Annotated in this window: 12 protein-coding genes; 9 read left to right on the top strand and 3 right to left on the bottom strand. The window is 72.1% G+C overall.

What is annotated here, in order from left to right:
* The first annotated feature begins 13 nt into the window (after nt 1-13).
* The 9 genes from LIV37_RS03115 (at nt 14) to LIV37_RS03075 (ending at nt 10,591) form a co-directional block, all read left to right on the top strand.
* Complete coding sequence (locus LIV37_RS03115; protein ID WP_020865638.1) at nt 14-598, top strand: TetR/AcrR family transcriptional regulator; 585 nt, start codon at nt 14-16, stop codon at nt 596-598.
* 115 nt (nt 599-713) lie between these two features.
* Nucleotides 714-1,496 (top strand): DUF6182 family protein, encoded by a 783-nt coding sequence (locus LIV37_RS03110; protein ID WP_020865637.1) that lies wholly within the window; start codon nt 714-716, stop codon nt 1,494-1,496.
* 201 nt (nt 1,497-1,697) lie between these two features.
* Nucleotides 1,698-2,333 carry a hypothetical protein gene (locus LIV37_RS03105; protein WP_148717880.1) on the top strand — a complete coding sequence of 212 codons (636 nt, stop codon included), beginning with the start codon at nt 1,698-1,700 and terminating at the stop codon, nt 2,331-2,333.
* Nucleotides 2,326-4,053 (top strand): GH3 family acyl-acid amido synthetase, encoded by a 1,728-nt coding sequence (locus LIV37_RS03100; protein ID WP_020865635.1) that lies wholly within the window; start codon nt 2,326-2,328, stop codon nt 4,051-4,053. Before LIV37_RS03105 ends, LIV37_RS03100 begins: the two co-directional genes overlap by 8 nt.
* Nucleotides 4,054-4,112: 59 nt before the next feature.
* Complete coding sequence (locus tag LIV37_RS03095) at nt 4,113-5,009, top strand: class I SAM-dependent methyltransferase (protein WP_020865634.1); 897 nt, start codon at nt 4,113-4,115, stop codon at nt 5,007-5,009.
* A gap of 2 nt (nt 5,010-5,011) precedes the next feature.
* On the top strand, nt 5,012-6,193 hold the full coding sequence (locus LIV37_RS03090; protein ID WP_020865633.1) for a hypothetical protein: 1,182 nt from the start codon (nt 5,012-5,014) through the stop codon (nt 6,191-6,193).
* Between the two features lie 122 nt (nt 6,194-6,315).
* Complete coding sequence (locus LIV37_RS03085; protein WP_020865632.1) at nt 6,316-8,544, top strand: AfsR/SARP family transcriptional regulator; 2,229 nt, start codon at nt 6,316-6,318, stop codon at nt 8,542-8,544.
* A gap of 35 nt (nt 8,545-8,579) precedes the next feature.
* Nucleotides 8,580-9,275: a response regulator transcription factor gene (locus LIV37_RS03080; RefSeq protein ID WP_121825871.1), complete on the top strand. Its 696-nt coding sequence runs from the start codon at nt 8,580-8,582 to the stop codon at nt 9,273-9,275.
* Between the two features lie 5 nt (nt 9,276-9,280).
* Nucleotides 9,281-10,591 (top strand): sensor histidine kinase, encoded by a 1,311-nt coding sequence (locus LIV37_RS03075; protein ID WP_121826265.1) that lies wholly within the window; start codon nt 9,281-9,283, stop codon nt 10,589-10,591.
* 28 nt (nt 10,592-10,619) lie between these two features.
* Here the strand turns inward: LIV37_RS03075 and LIV37_RS03070 are convergent, their stop codons facing one another.
* From LIV37_RS03070 to LIV37_RS03060, 3 genes are read right to left on the bottom strand one after another with little or no spacing between them, the layout of a single operon-like run.
* Nucleotides 10,620-11,489 carry a LysR family transcriptional regulator gene (locus LIV37_RS03070; protein ID WP_158634950.1) on the bottom strand — a complete coding sequence of 290 codons (870 nt, stop codon included), beginning with the start codon at nt 11,487-11,489 and terminating at the stop codon, nt 10,620-10,622.
* The gene (locus LIV37_RS03065; protein WP_020865628.1) at nt 11,482-13,089 is read right to left on the bottom strand and encodes an MFS transporter; all 1,608 of its coding nucleotides are present in this window, start codon (nt 13,087-13,089) and stop codon (nt 11,482-11,484) included. Before LIV37_RS03065 ends, LIV37_RS03070 begins: the two co-directional genes overlap by 8 nt.
* The gene (locus LIV37_RS03060; protein ID WP_185058049.1) at nt 13,086-13,682 is read right to left on the bottom strand and encodes a flavodoxin family protein; all 597 of its coding nucleotides are present in this window, start codon (nt 13,680-13,682) and stop codon (nt 13,086-13,088) included. The genes LIV37_RS03065 and LIV37_RS03060 overlap by 4 nt, the downstream gene beginning before the upstream one ends.
* Nucleotides 13,683-13,733 lie beyond the last annotated feature (51 nt).

The raw sequence follows: 13,733 nt of genomic DNA, 5'->3' as shown, positions 1-13,733 counted from the left end.
GAGGGGACCCGGATTGACCGGCACCGAGGGGAACGCGGCGGGGCACCGCAGGCCGCTGCGCGCCGACGCGCAACGCAACGAGGACCGGCTGCTGGAGACGGCGGCGGCCGTGTTCGCCCGTGAGGGCGCGGGGGCCTCGGTCAAGGACATCGCCCGCGAGGCCGGTGTCGGCGTCGGCACGCTCTACCGCCGGTTCCCGTCCAAGGAACTCCTGGTCGAGGCGGTCTACCGGCAGGAAGTGCGGCGCCTGTGCGAGGCGGCGCCGCACCTGGCCGCCACACTGCCACCGGTGGACGCGCTGCGGACCTGGATGGAGCGCTTCATCGACTTCATGGCCGCCAAGGGCGGGATGGCCGACGCGCTGAGAGTGGTGCTGACCGACGACGGCGAGCGCCTGCAGACCAGGGCTCTGCTCGCCGGGGCGATCGACCACCTGCTGTCGTCCGGGGAGGGCCGGCCGGCGGCGCGGCCGGAAGCAGACGCCCAGGACGTGCTGATGGCCCTCGGCGGGATCAGCCTCATGGCCGCCGGTGAGGACCGGCGCGACCTGGCCACCCGGCTCATCGACCTGCTCCTGCGCGGCGTCGTGCGGAGCTGACACGGTCCGCGCTATCGGGACGATAGAGGTCCTTTGAACACTCGGTGGACCCACCCCGGATGGTCAAAGGAATGGCGCCATCGCGCGACGGTCCCGCGCCAGAGAGAAGTTGCGTATGTTTACCCAACAGTTTCTCCAGACCCAGCTCGCCTCCAGGATCCGCGTCGCACGCACGGGACGTGACACGGAGGCGCTGGACGCCCAGCCGCTCACCGCGGAACGGATGGCGGAGATCGCCGCGGAGGCCGCGTCGGCGACGACGACCGTGACCGTCGTACTGCGCCGGTTCGAACCCCGGATCTACGCGGAATCGGTGCTGGGCTACGCCCTGAGCCTTCCCGACACCCTGCGCGAGGAGTGGCTCCGGGCCTACACCAGGACCGTGTTCCTGACCGGAAACCCGGCGAACCTCGCCACCCGGTTCGGCTTCCACCACATCAGCCGGGACGGCTCCATGGCGTGGACGGCGCCCGATGACTCGGGGGAGCGGTCGCCACTTCGCCGGCTGCTCAGACTCTTCCCCACGGCGGAGCTGCCCGCCCTCCCCGCCCGGCTGGAGGTGCCCGCGGCGGCCCCCTCCCCGGAACGCGACGCCCACGCACCGGTCCGCCGGGCGCGGCTGTACGCCGTCACGACGCGGGTGTCCCTGGCCGCCTACCTCGTCCACGTTCACCATGTCCTCGCCGAGGCCGTCATCACGAAGCTGATCGACGAGCACACGCAACTGACGATCCACCACGTACCGCAACTCGACCCGTCGGACGGCCCCTTCGGCATGCTCCGGGTCGTCCCCGACGCGGACGCGGACACCTCCGGCGACGGTCCGGAGGCCACCGGCCCCGGCCGGCTGCGCGCCTGCGCGGGACTCTCCCTCGGCGGCGGGGGCCGGGTTTCCTGACGTACGCCCACGACCGGTGCGCCCGCCCCGTGACGTGTCGCCGCACATGGCGCTATCGAGGCGATACATCGCGCTCGGATACTCGGTAAATCCAAGTGAACGAGCGAAGGAAAAACTAATGCCTGAAACGCGTACGGCTCGCGCGCTGCCTCCCGAAGGGGGCCCGGAACCCGGCACCACCGCCGAGGGGAGGCCCGCCGGGTGAGGCCGCGATCAACGGTCCTGCTGGGGCCCGACTACTCCGGAAAGTCCTCGGTGCTGGAGCGTCTCGCCGAGCGGGGGACCTGGACGGTCGTCTCGTACGACGAGGCGCTGCTGGACCCGGTGTACTCGCTCATCGGCAGGGTGCGCGACGAATTCCTCACCGAGGCGCTGCGGGCGCCCGCGGGGCGCTACTCCCCGGATCTCTTTCTCACCCTGGTGCAGATCGCGGCGGTGCATCTGCGCGACCGGGTGGCGGACGCCCCGCCGGACCGGCCGGTGATCGTGGACTCCTACCACTACAAACTCCTGGCCAAGTGCTCCCTCCTCGGCTACGACAACCCGTCGCTGTTCTCCTGGTGGCGGTCCTTCCCGCCGCCCGACCAGGTCGTCTACCTCGATGTGGAGCCCGCCGTCGCCTGGGAGCGGAGCGGCTGGGGAGCGGACGCGAATCCGATGGAGCACTACGGCGAGAAGCCCACCGAGGAGTCGTTCACGCGCTTTCAGGCTGATCTGGGCGATGTGATGAGGAAGGAGCTGGCCGGGCTGAACGTCATCACCCTCGGCCAGTCCGATGGTGTCGAGGGGGCCGTGGATCTCGTGGAGAGGGCTGTGAGGAACGGTGCACATGGCTGAGGCGGCGGAGACGGCCGGCGCGGCGGGCGGAACGTTCTCCGCCTACCGGAGCAGGGTGCTGGGCGAGCGCGACCGGCTGTGGGCGGCGCTGGACGACGCGCGGGAATCCCAGGACGACGCGCTGCGCGGCATGCTGCGTGAGAACGCGGACACCGAATTCGGGAAGGCACACGGCTTCTCCCGCTGCGGCGGCGTGGACGAGTACCGCGCGGCGGTCCCCATCGCCGACTACGCCTCGCTCGCCCCCTGGATCGAGTCGGCCGCCGCCGGGCGACGACACGTACTCAGCGCGGATCCCGCCGTGGTCTTCTTCAAGAGCAGCGGCAGCACCGGGGACAGCAAACAGATCCCGATCACCCGGCAGTTCATGCGCACCTCCTTCTTCCCCTTCTACTACGCGGCATGGGCCAACTTCGTCGAGCACTTCCCCGAGGCCGTCCACCGGGCGGACGCCACGCTCAACCTCAAACACGACCCGGCCCCCGCCGTCGGCACCACCCGTTCCGGACAGCCGCATCTGGGCGCCAGCCAGGTCGACTTCGGCCAGGCGTTCGGCGAACCCCTCGCGGCTGAGCCCGGCAGCCGGGCCCCCTGGAGCACCCTGCCGGACTTCGTGGACCCCGCGGACCACCTGCAGCGCGGCTATGTGCGGCTGCGTGCCGCGATCGAGCATGATGTGCGGTGCGTCATCGGTATCAACCCGGCCATGGTCGCCGCGGTGCCGCACCAACTCGTCCAGTGGTGGCCCCGGTTGGTCAAGGATCTGTACGACGGCACGATCGACGGGCACCCCGGCGGCACCCCCGACCCCGGCCGCGCCCGCCTGCTGGAGAGGTCGGCGGAGCGCGCGGGAGGGCTGCTGCCGACACACGTCTGGCCCCGGATGGAACTGCTGTTCTGCTGGACCACCGGCCTGGCCTCGCTCTATCTGCCGCGGCTGCGGGAGGCGTTCGGGCCCCGGGTCACCGCGCTGCCCGCCCCGGTGGCGGCGTCGGAGGGCTTCGTGGCAGTCGCCCTCGACCGTCATCTGACGGCCGGATCACCGGCGATCACCGGCGGGCTGCTGGAGTTCGTCGACGCCGACGAGGATCTCCGGCCCGACTCCGCCACCCAGCTGTTCCACGAGCTGGAGACCGGTCGTGAGTACCACGCCGTCATCAGCCACGTCGGCGGCCTGTACCGGTACGCGCTCGGTGATGTGGTGCGGGTGGTCGACCGCGTCGGGGACATCCCGCGGGTCGAGTACGCCGGCCGGCGCACCCTCTCGGACGCCGTCGGCGAGCGGTTGCGCGAGTCCCATGTGGTGACCGCCCTGCGCTCGGCGCTCGCGGCCACCGGGCTCGAGGTGCGCAACGCCACCTGCCGGGTGGCCGACGCCCCGGCGGCCGGGACCGGCGGGGATCCCGCGGGCGCGGGACCGGCACAGGGCGTCGCGCGGCCGCGGTACGCCTTCGCGCTGGAGCCGTTCCTTCCCTGGTCGGACCGGGAGACCGCGGCCTTGGGACGTGCGGTCGACGCGGCGCTGAGCGCCGCCGCCCCCGGCTACCGGTCGGCGCGTGGCACGGGCCGGCTGGACGCCCCCGAGATCCACCGCGTGGCGCCGGACGCCTTCGCCCGCGACTGGCAGCACAGGGTCGCCGCCGGAACCCGTCCGGCCCAGGTCAAGGACCGGGTCTTCCAGCACGACGCCGCCGCCTGGCAGCGCCTGCTCGGCAGCTGAGGCGCCCCGCGGCCACTTGCCCGGCCCTCCTCCTCATCCCTCGTACAAGGAGCACGCACATGGCACCACTGGACGCGATCGCCCGGACGTCCCTGCTGACGGCGGCACTGCGCGCCAAGGAGACCGAGCGGCCGGACCGCCTCTACGAGGACCCATTGGCCGCCCGGCTCGTGGGCGCCCTCGGAGGCGACCTGCTCGGCCAGGTCGCCGATGCGAGCGGGCCCCGCCCCACCGGTCCCGGACAGGGCGCCCCCGGACGAGACGTCCCCGGGCAGAAGGTGCCGAGCACCGTCGACTTCAACGCGATCCGGACCCGGTACTTCGACGACTATCTGCTCACCCAGGTGAAGGACGGCGGATATCCCCAGGTGGTCATGGTGGCCGCGGGCATGGACACCCGCGCCTACCGGCTGCCCTGGCCCCGGGCGATCGAGCTCTTCGAACTGGACCGTCCGGGCGTCCTGGAGGCGAAGGAGTCGGCCCTCGGCGACGAGCCGGTGCACCAGCGGGTCACCAGACGTCCGATCGGCGTCGACCTGCTCGGCCCGGACTGGACGGACGCCCTCGTCACGGCCGGCTACCGTCCGGAACGGCCCTCCCTGTGGTTGCTCGAAGGACTGCTGTACTACCTCACCGACGCCGAGGCCCGGCGGCTTCTCTCCCGTGTCGCGGACCTGGCCGCCCCCGGCAGCCGGATAGCCGCGGACATGGTCAGCGCCACCACCCTCACCGCCCCCGCCGTCGCGCCGCTGCTCGAGGTCTTCGAGCGCCAGGGCTGCCCCTGGCTGTCCGGGCACGACGAGCCGGAAGCGCTCTTCGCCGAGTACGGCATCGAGGCGGAAGCGGTGCAGCCGGGCGAGGAATCCGCGCACTACGGACGGTGGCCCGACCCCGTCCACCCGCGCCATGTCCCGGACGTCGAGCGGGTGTTCCTCGTCCACGGCGTGCGGAAGTGAGCATGGCCGCGCCCCGACGACCCGCCGCCGGGCCGCACGGCGGCACGGGCCCGGTGGCGGTGGACGGTTCCCCGCGCCGCCCCAGGGTGCTGATCGCCCCGGTCACCGTGACCCCCACCAAGGCGCTGGGCCTCAGCCACCTCAAGGGCCTGCTGTGGGTGGACGTCATGTACCGCGCCACCCGATCGCTGACCGATGCCGACTACCTCTACAACCACACCGCCTTCAACATCACCCGGCAGACCGCGGGCTTCTGGGAGTACCTGGACCGCGCCTGCCCGGACATCGACCCGTCCCGGTGCACGGAGGACGATGTCGGCCGTCTCTACACCGCCTTTCAGGCGCAGCCGTCGCCGCCACCGGACGGGGCGCTCCAGCCGTACGTCCGCGCCGTCGAGGAGACCGGCTGGACGCATCCGGTGAGCCGGCGCGTGCTGGAGATCTGGCGCGGCCACTATGACTGGCTGGGGCTGTACGACCCGGGCATCACCCGGACCATGCCGCCCAGGGCGGGGCTCGAGGAGGTGGTCGAGTATCTCGCCAAGCGCGGTCTGTGCCTGGACGCCCGCCGCGACGGAGGCCCCGTCTATCTCGATGCCACCGCCCAGGGCCTGCCCCTGCGCGCCGTCACCTCGGCCACCGGGCACCCCAACTACCTGGGCTGCGCGCTGCGTGACCTGGTGCCGATGCTGGAGCGGTACGACGAGATCGTTCTCGTTCACGACCGCGAGCTGACCGAGGACTACATCCTCCTGCAGAAGATCTTCGGCGCGCTCGGCGCCGACACCCATCGCCTCGGTCTCAGCAGAGTGCCGCTCGACGGCGTCGTACGCTCCAGCCGTCATGGAGTCGACCACCGGCACACGGTCGCCGGGCTCGCGGACGAGTTCGGCACCCGCGGATCCACGGACGCCGTACGCCTCGGGATGCGCCTGTACTTCATCGCGGCTCTCGGCAAGGGCAGCGGTCAGTCGTTCCGCATGGACCTGCTGGGCGAATTCATCGACCGCGCCGGGAAACTGCTCGCCAGGGACGACGCTCCCGAAGCACCGGACGTGGCGGAGTTTCTGCGGCGGAACACCGGTGGCCGGGCCTTCGTCGACGCCTATCGCCTCACCTCCGCACTCCTCGGAAGACATCGTCGAGTTCCCCTGAAGGCCCTCACCTCCTCTCTCCACGGCTGAAATCCCTGACCCGGGACACTAGGTTTTCTGCCGGTGTTTTGGCTTGAGTCATGGTTTAGCCTCATTGAGGCCACGCTGCGAAGAGCGTGGTGAGGTCTACTCGACGTCCGAATGAGGTAGTTGTGGACTTCGCGCTTCTCGGTCCTCTCGTCATCAACGTCGAGGGCCGTCAGTTGACCGTTCCGGCGGCGCGGCAGCGCGTTCTCCTCGCCGCGCTGCTGCTCAACGGCAACCGTGTCGTGTCCACCGACCGCCTCTCGCACTTTCTGTGGGACGGATTTCCGCCATCCAGTGCCCCGGCCACCCTGCGCACCTATGTGATGCGGCTGAGACAGGTGCTCGGCCACCAGGTGGGCCGGCGGATCGTGACCCGCTCCCCGGGATATCTCATCGAACTGGACGAGTACGAAAGCGATCTCGGCCGGTTCGCCGCGCACCGCCGGGCCGGCGAATCCGCCATCTCCTCCGGCGACCTGTCCACCGGCGCCGATGAACTGAACCGGGCCCTGTCGCTGTGGCGGGACGAACCACTGCTGGACATCCCCTCGTCCACCCTGTGCGACGTCGAGGTGCGCCACCTTCAGGAGCTGCGCAGGCAGACCGTCGCCAAGCGGATCGACGTCGAGCTGGAACTCGGCCGGCACCACGGCATGCTTCCCGAACTGTGGCGGCTGGTCCTGCAGAACCCGCTGGACGAACCGATGGCGGCCCGCCTGATGCTGGCCCTGTCCCGCTCGGGGCAGCAGGCCGAGGCCCTCCAGGTCTTCCAGCGCAGCCGCGCCCTGCTGATCGACCAGTTGGGCGCCGAACCCGGGCCCGAGCTGAGACGCATGCAGCAGCGGGTGCTGAGCGACGACGAGCCGCGGCCCTCCACCGGGCACGAGAGGCGCCTGACCGTCGCCCGGCCCTCCCGGAACCGGCCGCGGCCGGCACAGCTGCCGGTGGCTCCCACGGCCTTCGCCGGACGGGCCGATGAGGCCGCGGCGCTCCGTTCCCTGGTGTGCTCCCCGGCGTCGGACCCCGGCAGCGCGGTGATCGTGGCCCTCACCGGCGGGCCCGGCGTCGGCAAGAGCGCCCTGGCCCTGCACCTGGCCCATGGCCTGCGCGACACATTCCAGGACGGCCAGCTCTTCGCCGAACTGCGGGACGCGGCCGGCCGGCCGGCCTCTCCCGCCGACGTACTGGCCCGGTTCCTGACGGATCTCGGGCTGCGCCGATCGGCCGTTCCCCAGGGCCTGGCCGAACGGGTTTATCTGTACCGGTCGTTGATCGCCGACCGCAGGATGCTCGTCGTCCTCGACGACGCCCATGACGCCGCCCAGGTCCGCAGCCTGATCCCGGGGAGCGGCGGCAGCCGGCTGATCATCACCAGCCGCGGCCATCTCGCGGATCTGGAGGGGGCGTACACCTTCACGGTGAGGCCGCTCCCCGAGGACGCGTCACTGGAGTTGCTGGGCGGCGTCGTCGGTCATCAGCGGGTGCGGGAGGAGCCGTTCGCGGCCCGGCGCATAGCCTCCGTCTGCGCCGGGCTGCCGCTGGCGCTCCGCATAGCCGGTGCGCGCTGTCTGACCCGGGAGCAGTGGTCGCTCGACGACATGGCCGAACGGCTCACCTCATCCGGCCGATTACTCGACGAGTTACGTGTCGGCGATCTCACCGTGGGCACCGGACTGCGCTCCCAGTACGCCGCGCTGCGCGCCCACTCCGCCCACCTCGGCCCTCCGTCGGGCCCGGCCCCGGACGCCGCCTTCCGCGCCCTGGGCGTCCTGGGCGCCGCCGATGTCGGCCCCGAGCCGGTGGCGGTCATGCTGAACTGCCGGGTCCAGCAGGCCCAGGACACCCTGGAACGGCTGGTCGACGCCCGGCTGCTGACCTCCCCGAGCCCCGGCCGGTACCACCTCAACGACCTGGTGCGGGCGCTGGCCCGGGAGGTGGCCGAGGCCGAGGAGCCGGTCGGCCGTGCCGTCCTCCGCGAGCTGCTGACCTGGTACGGCCGGGCCTGCGAACGGATCAGCCCCGGCCCGCGGCACGGCACCCGGATGCCGTCGTCGCACACCCGCTGCCCGCTCCCCGCCCTCGACGGCGACGAGTCCGCCGCGCGCTGGCTGGCCCGGCAGCGGGACTCCATCGTGGGCGCGGTGCTCGCGGGACGGCGCCGCGGGGCGGGTCACACGGCCGACCTGGTTGTCGCGGCCCTCGCCGATCTGAGGTCCGCCGAGGGTCTTCTCCCCGGTCTGGAAGCTGTTCTCGACAGCGTCCTGAGCCGCGTCGGCGCCCGGTCCGCACCCGCGGCGCGGGTACTGCCGGAGAGCCGTTTCCGGCGCCTTCACGACCCTGTTTCGCACCCCTGACGTCGTACCGACGCGGATTGGGTCAAGATGAGCGAATGATCTACCCAGCCGATATAGACCGGTCGACTGCGGATCAGACACGGCTGTTACTGGTCGAGGACGACCGGGAAACCGCAGACATGCTGGCCGAATTGTTCAATTCAGAGGGTTACGACGTCGATGTGGCATTCGATGGCCAACGGGGGCTTCATCTCGCTCTGGGACGACGACATCAGGTGATGGTCATCGACCGGATGCTTCCGGGCATCGAGGGACTGGACCTGGTGAAACGATTACGAAGGGTCGGTGTCACCACCCGGGTGCTGGTGCTGACCGCGCTGGGCGCACTCGACGAGCGTGTCACCGGCCTCGACTCCGGCGCGGACGACTATCTGGTCAAACCCTTCGAAGTGGACGAACTCCTGGCGCGGGTGCGGGCGCTGCACCGGCGCGACCTCGTCGACGCCGAAGTCCTTCCGCTCGGCGACGGGGAGCTGGACCTCCGGCGCCGCGAGGTGCGGCTGGCCGACGGTACGGGCGTCGAACTCTCCCTGCGGGAATTCGGCCTGCTCCACGCGCTCGCCGAAGGCCCCCGGACCGTGCACGAGCGGGCACACCTCCGCGAGCGTGTCTTCCCCGACACCTCGGCGGAGTCCATAGTCGACACCTATGTCTACTACCTGCGGCGGAAACTGGGCCGCGACGTCGTCCGCACCGTGCGGGGACGCGGCTACCAGTTGGGGGCCCTGTGAACGCGATGCCGATCCGTTTCCCGCGCCGCACGGCGCGGAGCCCGGAGCAGCGCAGGCTCGCCGCCGCCCAGTGGACGATCACCTGGCGGATCTCGCTGGTGATGTCGGTGATCATGCTGATCGTCGGCGGCATCGTCTACACCGTCGTGCTGTTCGCCCAGCGCGCCGACGCGGAGCGGGAAACCCAGTGGGGCATCGACCACAACACCGTCGAGAGCCCGCCGGTCTGTGTGTGGATGACCGTGGAGCGGGACGGAGTGGTCAGCAGCACCCCCGGCGCCCCCGCCGGACTGCCCGTGAGATCCAGCCTGGGCGCGGTCCGCGCGGGCGCTCCTCCGGTGCTGGAACGGGTGGAGCGAGGCGGTGAGCAGTACACGGTGCGCACCGCCCGGCGTGGCTCGGAGCTCGTCCAGGCGGCGTACGGGGAACGGTTCCAGCGCGCCGACCGCAACCATCTGCTGCTCGCCTTCGCGGCGGCCGAGGCGGTCGGTCTGCTGCTCGTCGCGGCCGCCAGCGGCATGCTCGCGCGACGGTCGATGGAGCCCCTCTCCGAGGCACTGGACCGGCAGCGGCGGTTCGTCGCGGACGCCAGCCATGAACTGCGCACCCCGCTGACCCAGCTGCACACCCGCGCCCAGCTGCTGGCCCGGCGCTCCGGCACGGAGACCCCGCAGCAGCTGGCCACCGACCTCCAGCGCCTGGTGACCGGGACCCGGCAGCTCGGCGACGTCATCGACGACCTGCTGCTGTCCGCGCGGCTGTCGCAGTCGCCGGGATCCCGCGATCCGGTCGACCTGACCGCGCTCGCCGAGGAGGCCGTCTCCGCCGAGGACGCCCGGGCCCAGGAGATGGGGCTGGCCGTGCGGCTGCGGCCCGGGCCGGGGCGGCATGTGGTGGTGGGCACCGCCCCCGCCCTGCGCCGGGTGATCGCCGCGCTGGTCGACAACGCGATGGGGCACACCCCGCCCGGCGGGGAGGTGACGGTGTCCGTGGACACCCCACTTCCCGGCATCGTGTCGCTGTCCGTACGCGACACCGGAGTGGGGTTCGCACCGGAGGAGGCCGCGCGCCTCTTCGAGCGGTTCGCCAGGGGTTCCGCCGGCCACGGCAGACGGTTCGGGCTCGGACTGGCGCTGGCCCGCGAGGTGGTCGAAAGCCATGGGGGGCGGATCACCGCCGAGGGACGGCCGGGGCACGGTGCGCTGTTCACCGTGGAGCTGCCGGCGGCGCGGGTGGGGGAGACGGTTCCGCGGCAGCGGACGATCGCGTCGTGTCTCTCCGTCGGAGGCAGACGGCCCGACGTTCCCGGGGGCTGAGCCCGTCGGGTCCGGTCCGCGGCCGGGCTCACGAGGCGTACGGCCGGCGCCAGTCGAGCGCGCCGCCGTCGAGGTCCTCGGCGAGCCCGGCAAGCGGCGACTCGGCGTCCCACACCAGCCGTGTCCGGCGCCACAGCCGGCCGTTCGCCAGCCGTTTCAACGAGACCCCCGGGCAGTGGTCGCCCGGTGCGAAGAAGGCCCCGATCGCGTTCCCCGCGCTCACGATGGCCGCCGCGGTCGTCTGGTCGGCGCCGAAGTAGCGGAACCGGGGGGTGAACCCCGCGCGCTCGCAGGCGATCCTCAGGCTCAGGCCGAGACCGTCGGAGCGGTCGCCGGGCGCGACCCAGGTGTCCTCGGCCAACTCCTCGAGGGCGATCAGCTGCCGGTGGGCCAGCCGGTGGCCGGGCGACAGCCCGATCAGCACCGGCTCGGTGTCGAGGTCGCGGACGGCGAACTCACGGACCGCGGGCGGCACGACGTCCGGGAACTCGCTGATGACCCCGAGCGCGATCTTCTCGGTGCGCAGCAGCTCCAGCACGGCCTGGGACGAGGGCTCCAGATAGGTCAGCTGCTCATGGTGCGGCAGCCGCTCCCGGACGAGCGCGGCGATCAGGGGCACCCAGGGGTTGTCCACTCCGCCCAGCCCGACGGCCCGCGGCGGCTCGGCCGGCTGGGCCAGTGCCCGCGCCGTGGAGAGCAGATCGCCGAACTCGTCGAGCAACTGCCGCGCCCTCCCCAGTACATGGACGCCGAGCTCGGTCGGCACCACGCCGTTCGGGCGGCGGCGGAACAGCGGCCCGCCGAATTCCTGCTCGATGCGTCTGAGCTGGGTGGACAGGCCGGATTGGGCGATCTTCAAGGTGGCGGCCGCATGGCTGATGCTGCCCGATTCAGCCACGGTGAGCACGATTCGAAGATGGCGCAGCCCCATATCCACTTCCTGCCTCCGTCGTTGATGGTCGCGGCCGGAAATATCCGATGACGAGGACGGCACCGGCCAGGGACAGCAGCGCCGTCCACGCGGCGGTGACGTACATGGCGTGCAGATAGGCCCGGTCCGCCGCGGCGAGGAGCCCGGGCCGGTCCAGCGACCTCGCCACCGCCCGGGCGGCCTCCGCGGAGTCCAGGGCCTTCTCCCGTGGCCCGGGAGGCAGATCGGTGAGCGCGGGCCGGACGGCCCCGCGATAGGCGGTGGCGAGGACCGAGCCGAGCACCGCGACCCCGAGCGTGCTGCCCACCGGCCGGGCCGCGGCGTTGATCGCCGCGCCGGCGCCGGTGAACCGCGGTGGCAGGGCGGCCATCATCTCCGCCGTCATCGGCGCGACCACCAGCCCGATACCGACGCCCTGCGCGAACAGCGTCCCGGCGATCCAGGCCACCGGGGTGTCCGCGTCGAAGAGCAGATAGCCGCCGAAGGTGGCGCTCGACAGGAGTATCCCGGCGACCGCGCACCAGCGGACGGTCAGCAGCCGGGACAGCGCGGGGGAGACCTGGTTGCCGAGGACGATGCCGCCCGCGGCGGCCGACATCACGGCCCCGGCGGCCAGCGTCGACAGTCCGTGCACCCCCTGCAGATAGAAGGCGCAGTAGAAGAGCTGCCCCGCCAGGCCGAAGAAGAGCAGCAGCAGGGTCACGCTGCCGCCCGCGAAGCGCGCCTCGGTGAACAGGCGCACATCGAAGCCCGGCACCGCCCGGCGGCTCTGCGACACCACGAACGCCGCCAGCAGGACGAGGCCGAGCGCCATGGGCAGCAGTGCGGCCGGGCTCGTCCAGCCGGACGGGCGGCCGCCCCGGATGACGCCGTACACCACAAGGCCCAGCCCCAGTACGGAGAGCGCCAGGCCCAGCGGGTCGAGCACCCTGCGCTCGGCGTACCGCAGCTCGGGTACCAGGAGAGCCGCGCCGGCCAGGCACACCGCCACCACCGGAAGGTTGACCAGGAACACCGAGCCCCACCAGAACCGGGTCAGCAGCGCACCGCCCACCACCGGTCCGAGCGCGACGGCGGCGCCGCCCGCGGAGGCCCAGACCGCGATCGCCCGGGTCCGGTCGGCCGGCGCGGTACCGCGGGTGACGATCGCCAGCGTCGCCGGTGTGATCAGCGCCCCGCCCGCGCCCATGAAGCCGCGGGTGACGATCAGCTCCGTGGCCCCGTCCGAGAACGCGGCCAGCGAGGAGGCACCGGCCAGCAGCACCAGCCCGGCGACCAGGGTGCGGCGCGGTCCGTAGCGGTCGGCGAGGGCGCCACCGGCGAAGCTGCCCGCGGCGAAGACCAGCGAGTACGAGGCGTTGGCCCACGCCAGATCCGCCGCGCTCGCCCCGAGCCCGTGGACCGGATCGGCGAGGGTCTCCAACGCCACGTTGAGGACCGTGTTGTCCAGCAGGACCAGCGTCTGCGCCAGGACCGCCACGGCCACGGTCCACCACTGCCGGGCGGGGGCCGCCACGGCACGGTCCTCGTCCCCGGCCGCGGTCGGCGCGGCGGGCCGGTGGCTCACGACTCCAGCGCTCGTCTGCCCGCGACGACGGTCCGGGTGAGCTCCGCGACCCGGTGCCCGAGGTGTTCCGCGGTGGCGAGGTCGGATTTGTGCACCGTCCCCGTTCTGTCGTCCACGGGGGACTGCGCGGCGGCGCCCTGGTGGAAACCGAGCCGGTTCAGGTCGAACTCGCTGCCGGAGGAGGAGTTCCAGCCGGGTGCCAGGCCGAGGCTGACCCAGAGCATGCCGTGCTGGGCGGCGAAGGTGGCGAAATAGCCCAGGGTGCCGGCCTTGTCCCCGGCCATCGAGCCGGAGTTGGTGAATCCGGCGGCCAGTTTGTCCTGCCAGCGGCGGGTGAGCCAGCGCCTGGCGCTCGCCTCCGCGAAGGTGTGGAAGGCCGATGAGGCCGTGCCCATATAGGTCGGGGCACCGAAGATGATCGCGTCGGCGTCGTCCAGCCGATGCCATTCCTGATCGGTGATCCGGTCGACCTGGACAGAGGTGACCTCGGTGTGCGGAACCCGGCTGGCGCCGGTCCGTACGGCCTCACCCAGCCTGGCGGTGTGACCACGTCCGCCGTGACAGGCGATCGAGATGCGAACCGGGTCGGTCAAGGCGGTCAAACCAGCCTCCTGGAAAACGCGGTTTCGGCTCCGGCGGAATAG

Source organism: Streptomyces rapamycinicus NRRL 5491 (genome assembly GCF_024298965.1).
Lineage (GTDB): Bacteria > Actinomycetota > Actinomycetes > Streptomycetales > Streptomycetaceae > Streptomyces > Streptomyces rapamycinicus.
Note: the sequence above shows the minus strand (reverse complement) of the source record. Positions and strands in the feature narration are given on the sequence as shown.